The organism is Bradyrhizobium sp. YR681, assembly GCF_000282615.1.
Taxonomy (GTDB): Bacteria; Pseudomonadota; Alphaproteobacteria; order Rhizobiales; family Xanthobacteraceae; genus Bradyrhizobium.
Map to the genome: position 1 here is coordinate 1 of NZ_AKIY01000286.1, position 20,643 is coordinate 20,643.

19 protein-coding genes are annotated in these 20,643 nt (G+C 65.1%); 6 read left to right on the forward strand and 13 right to left on the reverse strand.

Going from position 1 to position 20,643, the window contains the following annotated elements:
- Positions 1-123: 123 nt before the first annotated feature.
- A complete protein-coding gene (locus PMI42_RS30825; protein WP_008142027.1) occupies positions 124-1,707 on the reverse strand; it encodes a porin in 1,584 nt (527 codons plus the stop codon).
- 514 nt (positions 1,708-2,221) lie between these two features.
- Between PMI42_RS30825 and PMI42_RS30830 the strand changes: the two genes are divergently transcribed.
- A complete protein-coding gene (locus PMI42_RS30830; protein ID WP_008142029.1) occupies positions 2,222-2,701 on the forward strand; it encodes a MarR family winged helix-turn-helix transcriptional regulator in 480 nt (159 codons plus the stop codon).
- A gap of 15 nt (positions 2,702-2,716) precedes the next feature.
- Here the strand turns inward: PMI42_RS30830 and PMI42_RS30835 are convergent, their stop codons facing one another.
- Both PMI42_RS30835 and PMI42_RS30840 read right to left on the reverse strand, forming a co-directional pair.
- Positions 2,717-3,796 (reverse strand): alpha/beta hydrolase family protein, encoded by a 1,080-nt coding sequence (locus PMI42_RS30835; RefSeq protein WP_008142031.1) that lies wholly within the window; start codon positions 3,794-3,796, stop codon positions 2,717-2,719.
- Between the two features lie 327 nt (positions 3,797-4,123).
- Positions 4,124-4,336: a hypothetical protein gene (locus tag PMI42_RS30840; RefSeq protein WP_008142033.1), complete on the reverse strand. Its 213-nt coding sequence runs from the start codon at positions 4,334-4,336 to the stop codon at positions 4,124-4,126.
- Positions 4,337-4,505: 169 nt separating this feature from the next.
- On the opposite strand from PMI42_RS30840, the gene PMI42_RS39805 reads away from it, so the two are divergent.
- The 3 genes from PMI42_RS39805 to PMI42_RS30855 all read left to right on the forward strand — a co-directional run bounded on the left by PMI42_RS39805 (position 4,506) and on the right by PMI42_RS30855 (position 8,498).
- Positions 4,506-5,570: a ketopantoate reductase family protein gene (locus tag PMI42_RS39805; protein ID WP_008142035.1), complete on the forward strand. Its 1,065-nt coding sequence runs from the start codon at positions 4,506-4,508 to the stop codon at positions 5,568-5,570.
- 493 nt (positions 5,571-6,063) lie between these two features.
- Entirely contained in the window at positions 6,064-6,882 is an 819-nt protein-coding gene (locus PMI42_RS30850) for a YkgJ family cysteine cluster protein (RefSeq protein WP_035967131.1), read from the forward strand.
- Between the two features lie 104 nt (positions 6,883-6,986).
- Complete coding sequence (locus tag PMI42_RS30855; protein WP_008142039.1) at positions 6,987-8,498, forward strand: helicase HerA domain-containing protein; 1,512 nt, start codon at positions 6,987-6,989, stop codon at positions 8,496-8,498.
- A 3-nt stretch (positions 8,499-8,501) separates the two neighbouring features.
- Here PMI42_RS30855 and PMI42_RS30860 read toward each other — a convergent pair whose 3' ends face one another.
- From PMI42_RS30860 to PMI42_RS30895, 8 genes are all read right to left on the reverse strand, one after another.
- A complete protein-coding gene (locus PMI42_RS30860) occupies positions 8,502-9,236 on the reverse strand; it encodes an ABC transporter ATP-binding protein (RefSeq protein ID WP_008142041.1) in 735 nt (244 codons plus the stop codon).
- Positions 9,233-10,078: an ABC transporter ATP-binding protein gene (locus PMI42_RS30865; protein WP_008142043.1), complete on the reverse strand. Its 846-nt coding sequence runs from the start codon at positions 10,076-10,078 to the stop codon at positions 9,233-9,235. Before PMI42_RS30865 ends, PMI42_RS30860 begins: the two co-directional genes overlap by 4 nt.
- On the reverse strand, positions 10,078-11,901 hold the full coding sequence (locus PMI42_RS30870) for an ABC transporter permease (RefSeq protein WP_008142044.1): 1,824 nt from the start codon (positions 11,899-11,901) through the stop codon (positions 10,078-10,080). The genes PMI42_RS30865 and PMI42_RS30870 overlap by 1 nt, the downstream gene beginning before the upstream one ends.
- Before the next feature lie 56 nt (positions 11,902-11,957).
- Positions 11,958-13,115 carry an ABC transporter substrate-binding protein gene (locus tag PMI42_RS30875; RefSeq protein ID WP_008142046.1) on the reverse strand — a complete coding sequence of 386 codons (1,158 nt, stop codon included), beginning with the start codon at positions 13,113-13,115 and terminating at the stop codon, positions 11,958-11,960.
- Between the two features lie 61 nt (positions 13,116-13,176).
- Entirely contained in the window at positions 13,177-13,761 is a 585-nt protein-coding gene (locus PMI42_RS30880) for an alkylhydroperoxidase domain protein (RefSeq protein ID WP_008142047.1), read from the reverse strand.
- Positions 13,762-13,774: 13 nt separating this feature from the next.
- Positions 13,775-14,401 (reverse strand): CMD domain protein, encoded by a 627-nt coding sequence (locus PMI42_RS30885; RefSeq protein ID WP_008142048.1) that lies wholly within the window; start codon positions 14,399-14,401, stop codon positions 13,775-13,777.
- 35 nt (positions 14,402-14,436) lie between these two features.
- Entirely contained in the window at positions 14,437-15,474 is a 1,038-nt protein-coding gene (locus PMI42_RS30890) for a putative FMN-dependent luciferase-like monooxygenase (protein WP_008142049.1), read from the reverse strand.
- Between the two features lie 136 nt (positions 15,475-15,610).
- Positions 15,611-16,393: a MetQ/NlpA family ABC transporter substrate-binding protein gene (locus PMI42_RS30895; protein WP_035967134.1), complete on the reverse strand. Its 783-nt coding sequence runs from the start codon at positions 16,391-16,393 to the stop codon at positions 15,611-15,613.
- Positions 16,394-16,642: 249 nt separating this feature from the next.
- Between PMI42_RS30895 and PMI42_RS30900 the strand changes: the two genes are divergently transcribed.
- On the forward strand, positions 16,643-17,029 hold the full coding sequence (locus PMI42_RS30900; RefSeq protein ID WP_008142054.1) for a hypothetical protein: 387 nt from the start codon (positions 16,643-16,645) through the stop codon (positions 17,027-17,029).
- Positions 17,030-17,036: 7 nt separating this feature from the next.
- On the opposite strand, the gene PMI42_RS30905 is transcribed toward PMI42_RS30900, so the two are convergent.
- Positions 17,037-18,494, reverse strand: a complete 1,458-nt coding sequence (locus PMI42_RS30905; protein WP_008142056.1) for an MATE family efflux transporter — start codon at positions 18,492-18,494, stop codon at positions 17,037-17,039.
- A gap of 145 nt (positions 18,495-18,639) precedes the next feature.
- Here PMI42_RS30905 and PMI42_RS30910 point away from each other — a divergent pair, with 145 nt between their 5' ends.
- Positions 18,640-19,218, forward strand: a complete 579-nt coding sequence (locus PMI42_RS30910) for a TetR family transcriptional regulator (RefSeq protein WP_008142058.1) — start codon at positions 18,640-18,642, stop codon at positions 19,216-19,218.
- A gap of 182 nt (positions 19,219-19,400) precedes the next feature.
- Here PMI42_RS30910 and PMI42_RS30915 read toward each other — a convergent pair whose 3' ends face one another.
- Positions 19,401-20,588 (reverse strand): CaiB/BaiF CoA transferase family protein, encoded by a 1,188-nt coding sequence (locus PMI42_RS30915; RefSeq protein WP_008142060.1) that lies wholly within the window; start codon positions 20,586-20,588, stop codon positions 19,401-19,403.
- Positions 20,589-20,643: the final 55 nt, after the last annotated feature.

Genomic DNA, 20,643 nt, shown 5'->3' on the forward strand with positions numbered 1-20,643 from the left:
ACAGCGGCCCCGGATTGCGCTTCGCTCCATCCGGGCTACAGGGCCAGGGCGCTCCGCGCCTCGAGCAATAAAAAACACCCGGCGGTTTCCCGCCGGGTGTTCGTTTCATTGGTTCGACAGATCTTACCAGTTGCGCTGAGCGCGGAGGATCATGGCGATCGAGTCCTGGTCCTTCAGCTCGTACACGGCGGCCGGCTTGGCGGTCGTGACGTTCGGGACGATGCCAACCGTACCGGAGTACTTCTGGTCGAGGTGGGTCCAGGACAGGTCAGCCGAGAAGGTCAGGTTCTTGACCGGGGTCCAGCGGGTGACGATACCCAGCTGGCCGATCGAGAAGTCCGGGTTACAGCCGGTCACACCGGCCAGGCCGCCGAACACACCGCCGGTACCGGCAGCGCCGCAGAGCGTGGTCTTGGCCAGCGTGCCGAACTGAGCCTGAGCGTAGGCACCGTACAGCGCGGAGTTCCAGTAGGGATCCCAGTTGTGGGTGTAGGCGCCACGGAAGCCCCAGGTCTTGACGGTTTCCTGCGAGCTGCCGGTCACGAACACCGTGTCGGGAGCGCTGGCGAAGCCGATGCTGCCGTAAGAGCCGGCAATGCCCGAGTTGCCGTACAGAGCGTAGGAGCTGCCCGACAGGTTCTGGAAGTTGTAGCGGGTCGCACCGTCGGTGTAGACGCCCTGGATGTTGATCGTGTCACCCGCGCCAGTCGGGATGTTCTTGATCGACAGAGCGAGCTGCACAGCCCAGCCCCACTTGTCGTCGGGATGGCCGGTGGTTTCGTTCGCACCGTAGTAGCCGACGTGGTTGTCATGCGCAGCCACCGACGCCTGGAACAGACCCCAGGCCTGGTCGACACGCACCATACCAACGAGGTTCGGCGAACGCGAACCGCCGATGGCGTTGGTGCCGTACGAGCCGCCAATCATGCCGCCCGCGGTCGCACCGCTCATGTTGATGTTGCCGGCCTGATAGTACTGGGTGGCATCTTCAGCCGAGAACGCCGCCGTCACGCCCTGGCCGAAGTCGGCCGTGTACGTGAACTGGGTGACACCGGTAACGGTGCCGCCGCCGCCGACGAGGTTGTCGGTGATGTTGCCGGGATAGTTGGTCCAGGGCGCGTCGAACTGCGACACGGCCTTACCCATCGTGAAGCCAGCGAACTGGATGAAGGCGTAGTACACGCCGAGCGCACCGGCCGAGGTGTTGCCGTCGGTGCCGTTCACCGAGCCGGAGCCGTTCGAACCGACGAGGGCGGTGCCGGCAGCGTTGAGGCCGAGCGTACCGCTGTACTGGGTGCCGCCCGTTGCCGAACCGGTGGGGGTATAGTTGCCGGTCGTCCAGGTGAAGACGCCGTCGAAGAAGGTGCGAACCACGCCGTACTCGGTCGCGGTGCGGGTGTCGATGTTCAGGTCTTCACGAGCGCGGAAGGTGTAGTAGTTCATCATGCGGTTGCGAGCACCGGCCGTACCGCTCTGGTTCGGATTGAAGTCCGAGTTGGAGCCGATCACGGCGTCAGCACGCATGTAACCACCGAGCTTGATGCAGGTGTCGGTGCCCGGGATGTAGTAGAAACCGGCGCCGTACAGCGAGCAGATCTTCACGTATTCGACGGCCTTGGCCTTCACGGGAAGGTCGGCTGCGAACGCACCGGAGGCGGCCATCAGGCCGGCTGCCGAGCCGAGAAGAAGCGTCTTCGTAAACTTCATTAGTAAACCTCCAGGTCGGTTCAGGGGGCTCGCCCCCTCGTCGGAGGCCGCTTTACCCACTTCAATTTCCGTTCAATTCAGGCCCGTACTGAAAGTCCGGACTGAAACGACAGTGAGGTGCCCCCCCTCCGTCGTGGCTTCACGTATAGTTTATAAAAGCAGTTGCCTCAATTTATTGATTTGATGAATCGCAAGTTCAGAAGGCGATGTGGCTTGAGAGCAACAGCGGCCAACCAGAGCAGCAATAAAATACTGATTGAAAACAAGAAAAGCCCTCAGGGGGCATCCCGAGGGCTTCTTGGAGGTCTCACATCGCTGTCCATCGACAAAGGTCAAGGGCAGCAGAATTGAGTGAGCCAAGGGGTAATTTAATTAATTGAGTTTTGCAAGTACTAAATCACCGGGCGATTTCGATCATTCGGTGTCTAACACTATCGTCGATGCGCGAAGTTCGAGACGGCTCCCCAATATCCCATTAAAGATGGTGGATAAGACACATGGGGAGGGGCGCCGCATGATCGAGAAGAAACTCGACAGGGCAATCACGGACTTCATCTGGAACGTCGTCGAGATTCACTCTCAGCTGGAGGACATCCACACCAGCTGGGCGGAACTGCTGGGCATCACCCAGCCGCAATGGCTGATCCTGATGGCCATCACGGAGCTGGACGAGGGACGAGGCGTCGCCGGCATCGACATTGCGAACAAGCTGCGGGTCCACCCGGCCTTCGTGACCAACCAGACCAAGAGCCTCGAAAAGGGCGGCTTCCTGTCGCGTCGGCCGGCCGCGGACGACGCGCGCTTCGTCCTGATGTCGCTGACGGCAAAGGCGACGACGGAAATCGAGAAGCTGTCCAAGCGGAAGCTCGCCCTGAACTCGACCATGTTCAACGAGCTCGACGAGAAGACCCTCGCCGAGCTGAATGCCGCGCTCGCAACGATTGCCAAGAACGCCCGGCTGGCGGCCCGATTGCTGGCGATCGACGTGTCGTGATCGACAGCTGCGCGGCTAGAGATAGGTGACGGACTCCAGCTGGCGCACGTCACCCAGCTTGCTGTCGAGCCATTCGAGGATGAAATCGTCGACAGCGATGAAATTCTCGACCTCGCCCAAGGGATGGGGAATGCAGTTCGGCACGACGGTCGAGCAGTCGGCCCCGGCCTGCCGATAGCCGGCTTGCAGCTCGAGCGCATCCTCCTCCCATACCATCGAGCGACTCCCGACGACCACGAGAAGCGGGCAAGGGATTCGGCGCGACGGCAGCAACGAAGCCGGCGAGGTCGTGTCGCGGGCGGCCGGCGCGAGGCTTCCCATCCAGCGCAGCGAGGCCCGGCGCATGACCGGCGCCGCAATGCCGCCGTCGCACACGGCGGCAGCGATCCTGCGATCCTGCAGGGCAAGGCGGGACGCATGACTGGCGCCCGCCCCTTCGCCATAGACTGCGATCCGCTGCGGATCGACATCCGGGCGAGCCTCGATGTAGTCCAGCCAGCATTGCAGCATGTGCTCGGGCCTGACGCGACGACGCACGGATGAATTGCCGGTATCGACGAGCAGAAGCGACACGTGCCGGCGGCATGAGGCCGGCAACAACCTGCTCATCATCGAACCCAGGGTGGCCTCCTCGTCGGCGACGCAGATGACCACCGGTGAAGGCCCGCGACGGAGTGCCGGCAGAAACAGGCCGGTCAGCAGCTCCTGATCGAGGCCTTCGATCCTGACGCGCTCGATCGCCGGACCGGCATCATCCTCGAAGCCTCTCAGACCGATACCGAACCTGTCCGCAAGGTCGCTCTCCGCGAGATCTCCCGGACACGACAGGCTTCGCACGACTTCGAGCGCCGTCAGCGAGCATAGCCACGCTTCCAGGGCAACCAGGACCGATTCATTCCTGCGCGCGGATTCGGCGGATATCCGGTAGTCGTCTGCGACCCTCAACCAGTCCGAGACCCACAGATTCCTGGGCGCTTCACGCACGAGGTCTGCGACGGACAGGCTTTCGAAGAATCCGGACGCGCGATTGCGCAAGCGTGACAGGTTGCCGCCCGCGCCATCGCACGAGCCGTGAGGCCAATGATCACCTTCCATGTCAGTCCCCGAACGGCGCGGTCAACGAATCCCAAGGCTTGGATTACCAAGGCTTGGATTCCCCAGACTTGCCTGCTGCGAATTCAGCGGAGCGCTGGACGAAAAAGTCTGTCGTTCAAACCAGCCAGTCTCGATACGAAATCCACGCCGGCTCAGCTCAATCGTCACACCTCAGCTCCGTTGCTGATCTTCAGTTAGGGCCCCACGCCATTCTGCCATTTTTGCAGTTCCGAGGTTGTAGTTTTTTGTTGCGACCGACGATTAAAATATAGATCGCGTTTGATGACAGAGGAGGCACAAACGTATCGGCACCATCGTGAATTCTTGTCACCATTCCTGCGCGACGCTGATCGCAATACCGCGATGGATGCGACCGATTGTCGCCACGTCGATTCCGACCGTCTGCGTCACGTGGTTTTCCGACGACCGCGCAACAAATGCGATGTTTTCGAATTTCGGCTGAAACGAATATTCGCGCAGTGCGGCTTGACGGAGCGCGCCCTCCTCATCGGATCTGCTGACGACGGTATTTTCCTGCACCGTTCGCTCCTGCTGCACTCTGCGAGGCGAACGGATCGGGAATACCGGAGCCGCCTTGTATGCATTATCCCAGTTGCCATCCCCGCGCACTTCGCTTTACATGCCGCCAACTCGCTCCCGGATCGCAACCGGGGCGCAAAAACCACATGACATCTCCAAGGGACGAAACATGGCGCGCAACATCCTGATTCTCGGTGCTTCCTACGGCTCCCTGCTGGGCACCAAGCTGTTGATGGCGGGGCACAACGTGACCCTGGTCTGCCGCGCCAAGACCGCGGAGCTGATCAACCGCGCTGGTACCGAGGTGCGCATCAAGTTGCGCGACGAGGCGGTGCACCGCGCGATCTTCTCGCGCGACCTGCCCGGCAAGCTCGATGCCGTGACGCCGGCCGATGTCGACTTGTCCCGTTACGACCTGGTCGGCCTTGCGATGCAGGAGCCGCAATACACCAACCACACCGTGCGCGTGCTCATGGTCAGGATCGCCGCGGCGAAGCTGCCGTGCCTGTCGATCATGAACATGCCGCCGCTGCCTTATCTGAAGCGGATTCCGGCGCTCGCCGACATGGACCTCGAAGAGGCCTACACCAATGCGCAGGTGTGGGAGCGGTTCGAGCCGGGTCTGGTGACGCTGTGCTCGCCCGATCCGCAGGCGTTCCGGCCGCCGGAAGAGGCCGCCAACGTGCTTCACGTCGGCCTGCCCACCAACTTCAAGGCATCGGTGTTCGCCGATGAGAAGCACAACAGACTGCTGCGCGAGCTCGAAGCGGACATCGACGCGGTGACGCTCGACGGCCACGACGTGCCGGTCAAATTGAAAGTGTTCGATTCCCTGTTCGTGCCGCTGGCGAAATGGTCGATGCTGCTCACCGGCAATTACCGCTGCATCACGCCGCACGAGCCGCAGTCGATCCGCGACGCCGTGCACGGCGATCTCGCCCGCTCGCAGACGATCTACGATCATGTCGACGCCATCGCCCGCAAGCTCGGCGCCGACCCGCAGGACCAGGTGCCGTTCGCGAAATATGCCAAGGCCGCCGAAAGCCTGCTGAAGCCGTCGTCGGCCGCACGCGCAGTGGCGAGCGGCGCGCCCTTCATCGAGCGCGTCGACCTGCTGGTGAAGCTGATCTCGCATCAGCTCGGCGTGCCCAACGGCGAGATCGACCGCACGGTCGAGACCGTCGACCAGAAGCTGAACGAGAAGATCGTGCAGGGCGGATCGGGCGCGCAGTAGCAACTAAACCAGATTACGCCGATCACGGTCACGAGCGTGACCGACCCTGCGCGTGATCAGGCGGGGACAGTTCCCGGTGTGGCGCAAACTCTATGAGAGGGTTCGCGTCGCGTTGATCACGCAATCGTGTCGACTCCGCGTTGCTTATGCTCTGCACCGTAGATATCACGACCGCGTGAGGCGAGGCATGTTGCTCGTCATCTCATGACGCGATGCGCCGTCAAAACGAGCCGTTTTCCGCGCGAATTGAACCAAGCTGGCGCATTTCCAGCCCGCGGAGCGTGCGAGCGGACCCCTTCCCTGCGTGCATGATCCTTCATTTGCGCAAACGTTGCATGCGCGTGCAACGGGCGCGGCTTCTTGTCCGGCGAGCGGAGAAATGAGCAATGTAGCTTTTTAGGTCAGGTGTCTAAGACCTGTTTGCCGATCGCTCTTTGGCGTTGGTCGCGATGCCTGGCCGATGGAACCGGATCAGAAGACCAAGAACAACAAAATGGATCAGGCGATGCTGAGCGTCGTCCGCGCATTGGAGGCAGGCGCGACGACGATCAAGGGCGTGATTGACGCCACCGGACTGTCCCGTCTGAAGATCGACCGTGCGTTGACCGCACTGGAGAAGCAGAAGCTGCTGGTTCGCGACGGCCAGGGGTTTCGCGCGACCGGCCTGCCGAGATCGGCACGTCCCGCGCGGCAATGCGGATCCTGCAACGCGTGCTGCGATATCCTCGAAGTGGCCGCCGTCGACAAGCCGGTGAACCAGCTGTGCCAGCATTGGCAAACCGGCACGGGCTGCACCATCTACGATCGCCGCCCGCAGATGTGCCGGTCCTTCGTCTGCGCCTGGCTGCAAGGCCATCTCGACGACGACTGGTTCCCTGCGAAGTCGGGCATCATCGTCCATTTCAGCCAGGACGCCGTCAACGTGACGGTCGATGACCATTGTCCCGACCGCTGGCGCGAGGAGCCGTATTTCAGCAAGCTCGCCGAATGGTCGCTGAACGGGATCAGGCGGATCGGCAATCGCGGCTATGCGACCCTGATCGTCTCCGGCACGGAGCGGTTCCTGCTGCTCGGACGCACCATCGTTTCCGATCCGACACCGTTCGGAACGGCGTTCCTGCCGCTCACGGCCGACACGTTCCGGTTCTGGCGCGCGACATCGCCGGAACATTTGCAGCGGCTGCACGAGCGCATCGCCGAAATCGAGCGGATCAGGCAGGAATTCGGCTCCTGCGCGATTCCGGAGAACGAGGACGACGATCCGCAGGCGCCGTACCGGCCCGCACTTCTACGGCTGTCGCATCGCGCCTGAACGCCGCCGTGGGCAACACGGCCCGACTCGCACCGTGGCGCTCGACGCGCCCCGGCCGGGTTGATAAGCCCCTGTCCGCGAATGATGGGGACTTGAGTCGGGGCATGACGGTTGCAATCGAGATGGGGCAGACCACGGCGGGCGCCGTGGCGGCCATGGACCTCGAGGAACTGCTGGCGACCCGTCTCCTGGTGCAGGGCAATTCGGGCTCCGGCAAGTCGCATCTGCTGCGGCGACTCCTGGAGCAGAGCGCACCATGGGTGCAGCAGGCCATCATCGACCCCGAAGGCGATTTCGTCACGCTGGCCGAGCGGTTCGGCCATCTGGTGATCGAAGCCGAGGATCACACCGAGCGCGGCCTTCAGGTCGCCGGCGAGCGCGCACGGCTGCACCGCGTCTCCACCGTGCTCAATCTCGAAGGGCTCGACGCCGAAAACCAGATGCGGCGCGCCGCGGCGTTTCTCGGCGGTCTCTTCGACGTCGATCGCGATCATTGGTACCCGATGCTGGTGGTGGTGGACGAGGCGCAGCTGTTCGCGCCGGCGGTTGCCGGCGAAGTCTCGGACGAGGCGCGCAAACTGTCGCTCGGAGCCATGACCAATCTGATGTGCCGCGGCCGCAAGCGTGGCCTCGCCGGCATCATCGCGACCCAGCGGCTGGCAAAGCTGGCCAAGAACGTCGCGGCGGAAGCCTCCAACTTCCTGATGGGCCGCACCTTCCTCGACATCGACATGGCGCGTGCGGCCGACCTGCTCGGCATGGAGCGGCGGCAGGCGGAGGCCTTTCGCGATCTCGAGCGCGGACAGTTCATGGCGCTGGGGCCGGCGCTGTCGCGCCGTCCGCTGCGCTTGAACATCGGCGCGACCGACACCAGCCCGCGCAATTCCACGCCGCGGCTGATGCCGCTGCCGGAGGCCGCACTCGAGGATATGCGCGCCGTGATCCTGGCCGCGCCGCCGCCCGATGCCAGCCGGCCGCAGCGCCGGCCCGCGCCTGACCTGCTCGAGCAGCTTCGCGCCGCGAAGGCGGCTGCGCCGGAGATCAGCCCCGAGCCGGTCGAAGTGCCGGTCAGCGCCGAAGAGCTCGCCGAGCGGCGCGCGCGCGTCGATCGCACGCTTCGTGCCGTGCTTGCCGCGCCCGACGCCGGCTTCCGCGCCGTCGGCGTGCTCTATCAGGAGTTCGTGGTCCGCTGCCGCATCGAGGGGCTCGGCTCGGCTGTCCCTGATCTCACCGAATTCCGCCGCATGCTGACGCGCGCACGCGCCGGGCTCGGTGCCGAGCATGCCGAGGACGATTCCTGGCAGGAGGTGTCGCTGCGCGCCTCGATCCTGCCCGACGACATGCAGGGCGTGTTCATGATGATCGCGCGTGCGGCGAAAGAAGGCTGGCCCTGCCCCGGCGATGCCGCGATCGCGCGTGCCTACGGCTCGCACTCGCTGCGCCGGGCGCAGCGCCTGCTCGGCTATATGGAGGAGCAGGGCCTCATCGTCTGCCAACTCGACGGCGGCGGACGCCGGATCGTGACGCTGGTGGAGCTGGCCTGGGCGACCGCACCGGGCGATCCCAATGGCGACGATCTGCCGGTCGAGCCGGCTCCGAGCGCAGCTTCCGCCTGAGCACTACGCGGCCTCGGAGCCGCCGAGATAGGCGTCGCGCACCCGGGGATCGTCCTTCAGCGCCTTGGCCGAGCCTGACAGCACGATCTTGCCGGTCTGGAGCACATAGGCTTCGTGCGCGATCTCGAGCGCGAGGCTGGCATTCTGCTCGACCATGAACACCGAGACGCCCTCCTGGTTGATGGTGCGGATCAGCTCCAGCACGCGGTCGACATAGAGCGGCGACAGGCCCATGGTCGGCTCGTCCATCACGATCATCCTGGGCCGGCTCATCAGCGCGCGTGCCATCGCGACCATCTGCTGCTCGCCGCCGGACAAGGAGCCGGCGCGCTGCGACAGCCGCTGGCCGAGCTTGGGGAACAGCGTCAGCATCCTGTCGAGATCCTGCGCGATCGCCTCGCGGTCGTTGCGCACGAAGGCGCCCATCAGGATGTTCTCGCGGACGCTCATGTCGGCGAACAGCCGCCGCGCCTCAGGTACCGAAGCGATGCCGCGGCGGACGATCTGCGGCGTGGTCAGCCCGATCAGCGAGGCGCCGTCGAACGTCACCTCGCCCGAGCGCGGTTTGACGAGACCGAGGATGATCTTCATCGTCGTCGACTTGCCGCTGGCATTGCCGCCGAGCAGGCAGACGATGTGGCCGCGCGCAACCGTGATCGACAGGTCGAAATGCACCTGCGCCTGGCCGTAGAAGGTGTTGACGTTCGACAGCGCCAGCAAGGCATCGGGAGCAGTCATGCCGCACTCTCCTGCTCGCCCGAGCCCGACAGGCCGTGGCCGAGATAGGCCTCGATCACCTTGGGATCGCCGCGCACCTGTTCGCCCGGCCCTTCCGCGATCTTCCTGCCCTCGTCCATGACGATGACGCGATCGGAGAGGCGCATCACCATCTCCAGCTTGTGCTCGATCAGGAGGATGGTCAGCCCCTCCGCCTTCAGCTCGGCGACGAGGCCCTGCATCTCCGTGGTTTCGGTCGGGTTCATGCCGGCGGTGGGCTCGTCCAGCAGCAGCAGGCGCGGCTTCAGCGCCAGCGCACGCGCGATCTCGACGCGGCGGCGGTTGGCGTAGGAGAGACTGTAGGCGGGCTGGTCGATGCGCGGCAGCAGCCGTTCGCCGAAGCGGGCGAGGATGGCCTTCACCTCCTCGCGCAGCCGCTCCTCTTCGTCCCTAACGCTGGCGGGACGCAGCAGCGCCAATCCCAATTCGAGCAGCGGGCCGATCACCGGCACCGCCGGCTTCACCGCACGCAGCCGCGTGTGCGCGCCGATCAGCACGTTGTCCATCACGCTGAGATTGCCGAACACGCGACCGAGCTGGAAGGTGCGCGCGATGCCCCCGGCCGCCAGCCGCTCCGGCGGCAGGCCGGTGATGTCCTGGCCTTCGAAGTGGACCGTGCCGGCGTCGGGCCGGTCGAGCCCGGTCACGAGGTTGAACAGCGTGGTCTTGCCGGCACCGTTCGGGCCGATGATGCTGACGAGCCCGCCTTTGGCGAGATCGAGATCGATGGCGTCGACGGCGGTGAGACCGCCGAAACGGCGCGTCAATCCGCGCAGGGTCAGCATGGGCGCGTGCTCGGCCATCAGATCGTCCCCAACAGGCCTTGCGGCCTGAACCGCACCAGCAGCAGCAGCACGATGCCGTAGATCAGGATGCGGTACTCGGCCGCGATCCGGAACACTTCCGGCAGGCCGACCAGCGCGACCGCTCCGACGATGGCCCCGACGACATTGCCGAGCCCGCCAAGGATCACGACCGTCAACGCCAGGATCGATTGCTGCGTATTGAAGGTCTCGTGGTTGATGTAGGAATAGAGATGCGCTGCGATGCCGCCGCTGACGCCGGCGGCGAAGCCGCCGAAGATGAAGGCCAGCGACTTGTAGCGGTTCAGGCTGAGGCCATAGGCACGCGCGGCGATGTCGTCGTCTCTGATAGCGCGAAAGCTGCGGCCGAGATGCGAAGAGAGCAAGCGCCCCTGGAGCAGCGCCAGCACGACCATCACGACAAAGCTGAACCCGTAGATCGAATTCGGGCTAATCAGCTCATAGCCGAACAGCGACAGCGGCGGGATGCCGGAGATGCCGATCGGGCCGCGGGTGACGCTCTCCCAGTTCAGGATCACCAGCGACACGATCTCGCCGATCGCAAGCGTCGCGATCGAGACGTAGTGCCCACGCAGGCGGAACGATGGCGAGATCAATGCGGTGCCGAGCGCGGCGCTCATCAAGCCACCGCCAATGATGGCCAGGCCGACCGGAACGTTGAGAGTGAGTGACAGCAGCGCGGAGGTGTAGGCGCCGATCGCCAGCAGCGCGGCATGTCCGAGCGAGACCTGCCCGATCGTCCCCGCGACCAGCGTCAGGCTGAGCGCGAGCATGCCGAGCAGCCAGGCGTTGATCAGGGTCTGGAGCACGTAGAAGGACACGGGAAAGAAGGGCAGAACCGCAAAGACAGCGGTTGCGGCAAGCAGTGCCCAGCGCGGAATGCGCACGGGGCGACTCGGCGCGATGAACGTGCCGGTGAGCGGTTCGGGCGGCGCCTGCCTTGCGCTGGCGAACAGGCCGTTCGGCCGCAGCACGAGCACGACGACCAGCAGCAGGAACGCAAACAGGTTGCGGTAGCTCGTGCCGAACACCGCGACGCCGTAGCTCTCGACGAGGCCGAGCAAGAGACTGCCGATCACCGCGCCCGGCACGTTGCCGGCGCCGCCGACGACTTCGGCGACGACGCCCTTGAGCGTTGCCTGCAGGCTCATCGCGGTGTCGATCTGGTTGTAGTACATGCCGACCAGCAGGCCGGAGACGCCGCCGAGCGCAGCCGCAATACCGAACACCGCCTGATTGACGCGGTTGACGTCGACGCCCATCTGCATCGCGGCGTCGCGGTCCTGCGAAGCCGCGCGCACGGCCCAGCCAAGCTTGCTGTAGCGCAGGAACACGAACAATAAGAGCGCGCTGGTGAGGCCGACACCGGCGATCAAGAGATCAAGCGGGCCGATGGTGCCGCCGCCGACCTGGAAGCGGACATCAGGCAACTGGCTCGGCAACGCCCGCGGATTGGGCGAGAAGGTCAGCATGACCAGCTGATCAAGCACGAAGCTGATGCCGATCGTGGCGAGCAACGGCGCGATCCGCACCGAGTTCTGCAGCGGACGCAGGCCGAACCGCTCGATGATCAGGCCGACCAGCGCCGCAGCCACCGCGACCACGATGATGGTGAGCGGCAGCGGCGTATGCAGCTGCACCACCGCGACCCAGCCGATATAGGCGCCGACGAGGTAGATCGATCCTTGCGCAAAGTTGATCAGCCGGCTGACGCCGAAGATCAGCGCGAGCCCGACCGCAACGAGGGCGTAGACATTGCCGACGATCAACCCGTTGATCGTGTAGTCGAGCCAAGAAGACACGCAGTTGCCCCCGCGTAGAGAGAAAAGCGGCCGGAGCGCCCGCTCCGGCCATCAGGTCAGGTCGGCTTGCCGTCCCAGAGCGCGAACTGGCCCTTGCGCACGACCAGCTCGGCGTTCATGGCGCCCTTGACCCGACGGGTCGCGACGTCGAACGTCGCCTGCCCGAAGATCACGCTCGGGACGTCCTTCACCTTGGTGAAGGCCTCGCGGATCGCCTTGCGGTCGGTCCCCCCGATCTTCACCACGGCGGCCGCCATGTTCATCGCGTCATAGGCATAGGCGTTGAAGGCATCCGGCTCGGTCCCGTTGTACTTCTTCTTGAAGCCGGCGATGAACTTCTGCACCTCGGGCCGCGGGTCTTCCGGGAAGTAGCGCGTGCCGACATGGACGTCCTCGACCGCCTCGCCGCCGAGCTCGAGGAATTTCGGCGAGTAGACTGAGCTCGCGGCGCAGATCACCTGCTTCAACCCGACCTGGCGGGCTTGGCGCGCGATCAGTGCGCCGTCGGAATAATAGGAGATCAGAATCAGCCCGTCCGGATTGGCGTCGCGGACGCGCACCAGCGTGGAGCGGAAGTCGCGCTCCTCGGCGATGTAGCCCTCGGTGACCGCGATCTCCGCACCATACTCCTTCGCGGCATTGACGAAATAGTCGCGGCTGGTGCGGCCCCAGTCGGTGTTGAGGTGCAGCACCGCGAGCTTCTTGAGGCCAAGACGCCTCACCGCATAGGACGCCAGCAGCGGCTGCTCGTCGGCCTGGCTGACCGAGGTGCTCCACATGAAGTCGCCGCCCTTGGTAAAATCGGGGTGCGAGTTGGTGAAGCCGAACTGCACGAGGCCCGCGCGCTGATAGATTGGCGATGCCGCCATCGAGGCGGGACTCGAGAAATCGCCGAGCTCCAGCACGATGGCGGGATTGGAAACGAATTTCTGGGCGATCGCGACCGACTGGCGCGGGTCGCTCTGGCTGTCCTCGAATTGATAGGCGAGCTTGCGGCCATTGATGCCGCCGGCGGCCTGGATCTCGTCGAGCGCGAGGTCAAAACCCTGCTTCCATTGCGTGCCATATTGCGCGTTCGGCCCGGTGAGAGGGCCGCTGACGCCGAGCAGGATCGGCTCGGAGGACTGCGCAAAGGCGCTGCGCGAGACGGCCGCTCCCGCCATCATGGCGGCAAGCGAGCCCTTGACCAGGGTACGGCGATCGATGTTGCTCATGAAAGGCTCCATCCACTCAGGTGTTGAAACAAAGCAGCAATTCTTGTGCCGGTGAGATTGCCTATTTCGAGGGCTCGCCGAGCGACAGCATCAGCCGGTTCGCCCAGTTGAAGAACGAGGCGCCGTTGATGACATCGACGATCTCGGCATCGTCGAGCCCGGCGCGACGCAGCTCCTCGATATTGTCGGGCCCGAACGCAATGGGCGTCGCGGCCAGCGCGACCGAGGCCTTGACTACGGCATTCCAGCGCTCACCGAGATCGGCCCCGACGCCCTCGTCGAGCAGACGCTGCACGTCGTCGCGGCGCTTGGAATAGGTGCTGGCAAACCGCGCATGCACCGAGGCGCAATAGATACAGCCGTTGTAGCGCGAGGTCGCCGCCGCCGCGAGCTCACGCTCGGCGCGCGGCAGGCCGTCGGCGACGTTGTAGAAGATGTCCTTGTCGGTCTTGGTGCGGGCTTCCAGGACTTCGGGGTCGCGCACCAGCAGGCGAAAATATTCCGACTTGGCGCGGGCGCGATCGACCAGGCCGGCAAAATGCCGCTCGGTCAATTCGGCCTCGGGCAGCGGATCGATCCACGACACCCAGCCGAGTTCGTCCTGGGTGAATACGACGGGCGGATTGACATTGTTTGCAGCGCTCATGATTGCTGTCTCCTTATGCGCCGGCCGCGGCGGTCGCAGTGCGTCCGAGCGAGGCGCCGAGCACGCGCAGGCCGGTGACGACGCGCACCTGGAACGACAGGAACGCAACGAGCTGAGAGAAGGTGACGATGCCGGTATCCGACCAGCCGGCGGCAAGCAGCGCCTTCATATCGGCGGACGCGGCATCGCGCGGACGCAACACCAGCAGATGCGCATGTTCGAACGCCGCAACGAGCCGGGCGCCAAGCTCGGGCTTGCGCTCCGCGCTGACGCGATAGATCAAGCCGGCCTTGTTCTCGACCGACAACGGCCCGGCCGGAAAGGCGCCGTAGGGGCCCGAGGTCTCGCCGCGCGCGATCTCGACCTCGATCGCTTCAATCAGGCGCGCGCCATCGGCGGTCGCAGCTAACTTCGCCCGGTAGAAGGCGGCCACATCGGGGTTGCGGTGAAGGCCGATCACGAAGAACGCGACCGCGGCGCGCTCGACCAGCGAAAAGTCGCCGGCGTCGATCGGCTCGAACAGAGAGAGATAACTCTTCTGCGCATTGTCACGCGCTTGCACGCGCTTCGCGCGGATGCCGTCCAGAGCCGATCCCGGCTCGATCCCGGCGAGCGTGTCGATGATATCCTTCGTACCCATATCATTCAGCCTCGTACAATTCCTTGGAGCCGCAACTAGCCCGCCAACGCGACGTCTGCCGGCACCGTCCTGGTCCAGCCCAGCGCCGGCGCGACTTTCTCCGCGACCAGCTCGATCGAGCGTAGGACATAGGGATGCGGCGCATCGACCGAATGGACCTGGAAGACCAGATCAGTCACCCGCTCCAGCGTCGCATCGGTCCGCAGCGAGGCGATGACCTCATCGGCTGCGCCGGCATGGGTGTCGAAGGCCGTGATCATCTCCTGCAGCGTCTCGCCTGGAGGAAGGTGACCACCCTTCATGAATTGCGGCAGCGCGCGGCGCAGGCCGATGTCGGCGAGACGCAGCGCCTCGCGATGGTCGTCGGCAACGAAGACGCTGCGCGAGGCCATGATGCGCGGCTCGCATCCCGGCGGCAGCGCTGCGAGATAGGCGTCGATGATCGGGTTCTGGATCTCGGCGAGCGTGGCCTTCGGCGCATCCTTGGCGCGCGGCTGGGTACGCGAGAGCAGGAGGCCATCGCCGGCCTTGCCGGCGCGGGCACCGCCCGCGACCGAGAATGTCGCCTGCCAGATGCGCTTGTCCAGTTGCGGCCGCTGCGGATAGAGCGTGTCGCCGCCATCGAGCGGCTTGCCGGTCAGCGCGGCGCGCACGATTTCCAGATTGCGGGCAAAGATCTCGTTGCGCTGGGTGCCGTCGAGGCCGAAGGCGGCAAAGGCCGACGGATTGCCGCCGGTGCCGACGCCGAGCTCGAAACGGCCGTTGCAGAGCAGATCGAGCACGGCAGCGTCCTCCGCGACCCGCACCGCGCTCTCCAGCGGCAGCGTCACGATGCCGGTGCCGAGGCGGATGCGCGAGGTCTGGGCCGCGACGTAGCCGAGGAAGGTGAAGGGCGACGGCAGGCCGCCCTCGCGCTCGTGGAAGTGATGCTGCGCGATCCACGCGGAATCAAGCCCGGCCTTCTCGGCGCGGACAATCTGCTCGGCCGCGAAGCGATATCGCTCGGCCGGCGCCGCCTCGTCGAGAAGCCGCGTGAAGAAGCCCAGGCGTTTCAGGTTTGCAAAGCGTTTCATACGATCCCTGTCGGGCGAGGATGGGCCCCGATGATGTCGGTTGCCGCAGCTCCACACAAGCGGGCATTGCGCAAGGCTCATGCGCAAGGCTGCCCGCCGGATCGCCCCTGCGCTGGACTTCGGCTAGGCAGACTGCCTACCAGCTCGGCAGCACAGCGCCCTTGAACTTGGTCAGGACGAATTCCTTCACCTCAGGCGTGTGATAGCTATCCACCAACACCTTGACCCAGGGCTTGTCCTTGTCGGCGGCGCGCACGGCGATCAGATTGACATAGGGGCCCTTCGGGTCCTCACGCAGGATCGGATCCTTGACCGGATCGAGGCCCGCCTGGGTTGCATAATTGGTGTTGATCGCGGCGGCGTCGACGTCGTCGAGCGCGCGCGGCGCCTGCGCCGCGTCGACCTCGATGAATTTCAGCTTCCTGGGATTCTCGGTGATGTCGAGCACCGTGGGCTTGAAGCCCGTGCCGTCCTTCAGCTTGATCACGCCCTTGTCGCGCAGCAGCAGCAGTACGCGGCCGCCATTGGTCGGATCGTTCGGGATCGAGACCTTGCCGCCCTCGGGGATGTCGGCGAAGGCCTTGTGCTTCTTCGAATAGACGCCGATCGGGAAGTTCACGGTCAGGCCGACAGCCTCGATCTTGTAGCCGCGGTCGGCCTTCTGGTTGTCGAGGTAAGGCTGGTTCTGGAACGAATTGGCCTGGATCTCGCCGGCATCGAGCGCGGCGTTCGGCACGACATAGTCGGAGAATTCGAGCAGCTGGATGTCGAGGCCCTGCCTGGCGGCGATCGGCTTCACGGCCTCGAGGATCTGCGCATGCGGCCCCGGCGTCACGCCGATCTTGATGGTCTCGGCGTTGGCTGCGGCCGACCAGGCGACGAGCACGGTCGAGAGGATCAGGGGCAGGCGAAACGACATCTTGGTCTCCAAAAGTCTGCGGCAATGATTGGAACCGTATTCGCTTCTCCGCCGGGCGAAATCAATGAAATGGAAATCCATATTGGCCGCCTCGGCGGACGAGCCTTTCTCCATTCGGCGTGAAACGGGAAACGAATTCTCGGCGACAATTGCGCCTCCTGCAAGCGTGACGCGTGTCACGGCAAAGCAGCGCGCGGAGAGCGAGATTGGCGGCAGGCTCTGCAATAAAGACCAGCCAGGAGAGCAGCCATGACCGCCCTCGCCGCCCTGAAGTTCGCCAGCCGGAACCGGCTCGGATGTTTTGCGCTCTATGCCCTGCTCCAGGGCGTGCCGTTCTTTTCCGGCCTGGCGCTGATGATGAAGCTGATCAACACGTCCGAATTCGTCGGCGAGCCCTATGGCGCCGCCATCTTCGTTGCGATGGCGTCAACTCTCCACGCGCTGCTGAATCTGTGGCTCGGGCCGAAGTTTCCGCATTTCTTCAGGCACAGCTTCGAGCCGCTGTTCACCGATCCGGCGCTGTCCTTCTCCGAAAAGGTCACGCGCTGGCTGGCGCATCCGAACACGCCGCTCAAATTGCTGAGCAATCTGCTGGTGCTGTCGGCGCTGGCCGTCGGCGTCGCCGGCATCCAGTGATGCCTGTTTACTCGGTCCGCCAGGTCGATGGCGACAGCATGATCAACGCACAGATCGCGGCATAGGCGGCGAGCGACACCGTGACCATGGTGGCGAGGCCCGCCATGCCTGCACCAAAGCTCGCCACCGCGATCCAGCCGCCGCCGGCCGCGATCAGGATGCGCGCGACCGACGACGCGAGCGGGCCCATGGCGCGGCCGGTACCTTGGGCCGCGAACGACGTCACGAAACCGAAGCCCAGCGCGGCATAGGCCGGCGCGACGATGCGCAAATAGGTCATGCCTTCGCTCACCACCTCGGCATCATGGCTGAACAGATTGAGCCAGGCGGTCGGGAAGATCGCAACGAGCAAGCCGATCGTGCCGGTCATAATCATGCCGACCACGCCGCTGATCCAGCCGATTTTCCGCGCCCGCGCGGTCTCGCCGGCGCCCATGTTGACGCCGACCATGGTCAGCGTTGCGGTGCTGATGCCGAACAGAAGCGGGATCATGATGTAGTCGAGCCGGGAGGCGATGCCGTAGCCGGCGAGCGCGGAGGTGCCGAACAGGCCGACCGCGCCGGTGACGAGGATGACGGTGAGATTGGTCAGCACGGCGTTGAACGCGGTGGGTATGCCGACCTTCAGCATGTCGGCAAAAATCCTTGCGCGGAGCGGCACGATGTGCAGCTTCAGGCCGGTTGCGCCCGAGGCCATGTAGCGCAGCAGGAACAGCATCGCCGCGCCGTAATAAAGGCCGAAGGCAACGCCGGCGCCGCCGATGCCGAGCCGCGGGATCGGTCCGAAGCCGAAGATCAGCGCCGGCGAGACCGGAATGGTCACGATCGCGCCGACCAGCGTCACCAGCGCGGGCACCCTGACATTTCCGGAGCCCCGCAGCGCCGCCGCCTGGAGATTGACAATCCAGACCGGAATGGCGCCGGCGAACAGATAGTTGGAGTACGTGGTGGCGGCAGCGAGCGCTTCGCCGGCGCCGCCGAGGGTACGGTAGAGCCAGGGGCCGCCAAGGATCACCCCGAGGGTGAAGATGCCGCCGGCGATGATCGCCAGCACGACCGCATGAAACAGCGCGGCCTCAGCGTCAGCGCGGCGGCCTGCGCCGACCGCGCGCGCCACCGAGGATGCAACACCGGAGCCGAACCCGCCATTCGACATCATGGTCATCAGCATGAAGATCGGAAACACCAGCGCGGCGCCCGCCAGCGCATCGGTGCCGAGAAAGCCGACATAATAGGCCTCCGCGATGTTCACCGCGGTCTGCGCCACCAGCACGGTGACGGTCGGCAGTGCCAGGCGAAGCAGCGTCGGGAGGATCGGCGCGGTCAGCAGCGCAGCCCGCTTCTGCTCGGCCGCGTTTGGGGTCGCCGCGGCGTTGGGGATTGCTGCCTGACGCAGCGGAGCCGCAGGGCGTGCCACGATTTGCGGGGCGGACATGGCCGGCGCGGCGGCATCCTCGACTGACATGGGTCCGGTCCTCTGATTCCCTGAAGGCACGGCCCATCGACCGCCCCTTTGCATTATGGTCATAATGTATTATTATGATCATAATGCAATAGACCCGGCCTCACGATTTTGTGGCCGGGAAACGCCGAGGTCGCAGGAGGCGGGATTGGCACGTTACGACAAGGGACACCGGGACACGACCCGGCAGCACATCCTCGATGTTGCCTCCGCGCAGTTCCGCGAGAGCGGCATCGCCGCGGTCGGGCTCGCCGGCATCATGGCGGAGGCAGGCCTGACCAACGGCGCCTTCTACACGCATTTCGCCTCCAAGGAGGACCTGGTGCGCGCGGTGCTGCGGGATGCGCTGGAGCGGCGCGAGCAGCGGCACAAGGACAATCTCGCCAACGGCGTCGCGCTCGAGACCACGATCCGCGACTACCTCTCCCTTAGGCATCGCGACCGTGCGGCGACCGGCTGCCCGACCGCGGCGCTGGTGTCCGAGATCGCGCGGCATCCGAAGGCGACGCGCGATGCCTTCACCGGAAAGATGTCCGACATCCTCGCGCTGATTGCTGCGCAGATGCCGGATGGTTCGGCCGCCGCGCGGCGGCGGCGTGCGATCTCGGTCTATGCGACGATGGTCGGCGCGCTGCAATTGTCGCGCGCGGTCAACGACAAGCAATTGTCGGAGGAGATTTTGGAGAACGCGGTCGAGGCCGCGCTCACACTCGCGAATGGACCGTGATGCAAGTGTGGCCATTTCCCGGCCGCGGCAATGAATCTTTTGCCGGAGCAACACAGCGAAACTTGATGGATTTGCGCCGGCCGGGTTAGCGTGGCTCGCGGCCTTACAACTTCCCCAAGTTCGTTTAGCTCGCGCTGGATCGCTGCTTGACACTCTCAGGCGGCGATCCAGTCCTTCCCTCGCTAGACGATGCCGCCTTGCCGAAGCGCCTCGATCGCAGACGCGTCGTAGCCGAGTTCCGTCAAAACACGATCGGTATGCTCGCCAAGCGTCGGCGGGCGGCTTGCGATCTCACCCGGCGTTTCCGACAGCCGCACGGCAGCCCGCACCACCGGCGCGGGTTTCGGCAAGCCGGGATAATCGACGTCCTGCATGAAGCCGGCGGCGCGAATATGCGGGTGATCGAGCGCCTGTTGCGGGCTCAGCACGGGCCCGGTCGGGATCATCGCGTTGCCCAGCGTGTCGACCGCCTCCTGCGTGGTGCGCTCGGCGCACCAGCGCGCCATCCGCTCGCTGATGATGGGGCCGTTGTTGCCGCGGCTGATGTCGTCGGCAAAGCGCGGATCGTTCAGCCACTGTTCCTCCTCGCCCATCAGCCTGGCCCATCGCTTGAACAGCGGATGCCCCGTGACCTGGCACAGCACCCAGCCGTCTTTGGTGCGGTAGATGTCGGCGGGCGCGGCGGTCTGGCCGAGATTACCGGTCGGGACGCGATTGACGTTGATGACCGCCTGCTCGATCAGCGTGGCGTTGGTGAAGGACAGTGCGGTGGCCAGTAGCGCGCCCTCGACGATCTGCCCGCGGCCCGATTTGCCACGCTCGATCAGCGCCGCGAGCGTGCCGAAGGCGCAGTGCAGCGCGGTTCCGAAATCGACCCAGTTCACCGCGGCGCGGTAGGGCGGATCGCCGGCGCCGGTCATGTAGACCGAGCCCGACATGACCTGGCCGACGCCGTCGAAGCCGACGCGGTCGGACCAGGGCCCCGGACCGCCGAACGCGGTCGCCGTCGTCAGGATGATGTCCGGCTTGATCGCTTTCAGCTGCTCGTAATCGAGCTTCATCGCGCGCAGCGTCTGCGGCGGCAGATTGGCGACGACCACATCCGCGGTCGCGATCAGGCGGCGCATCACCTCCTGCCCCTCCGGCTTCATCGGATCGAGCGTGATGCATTTCTTGTTGCGGTTGATCTGGAGGAACAGCGCGCCTTCGCCGCCTTCGCCGACCGGGGCCACGAAGCGATCCTCGCTGCCGTCGCGCTTCTCCACCCGGATGACCTCGGCGCCGAATTCGGCCAGCAAGGTCGCGCAATAGGGCCCCGCGATATAGCGCCCGAAATCGAGGACGCGCACGCCTTCCAGAACTCCCCCCATCGATCTTTTTCCTTATGTGTTTCGTCCAGATTACAGGGACTGACTACCACGGCAA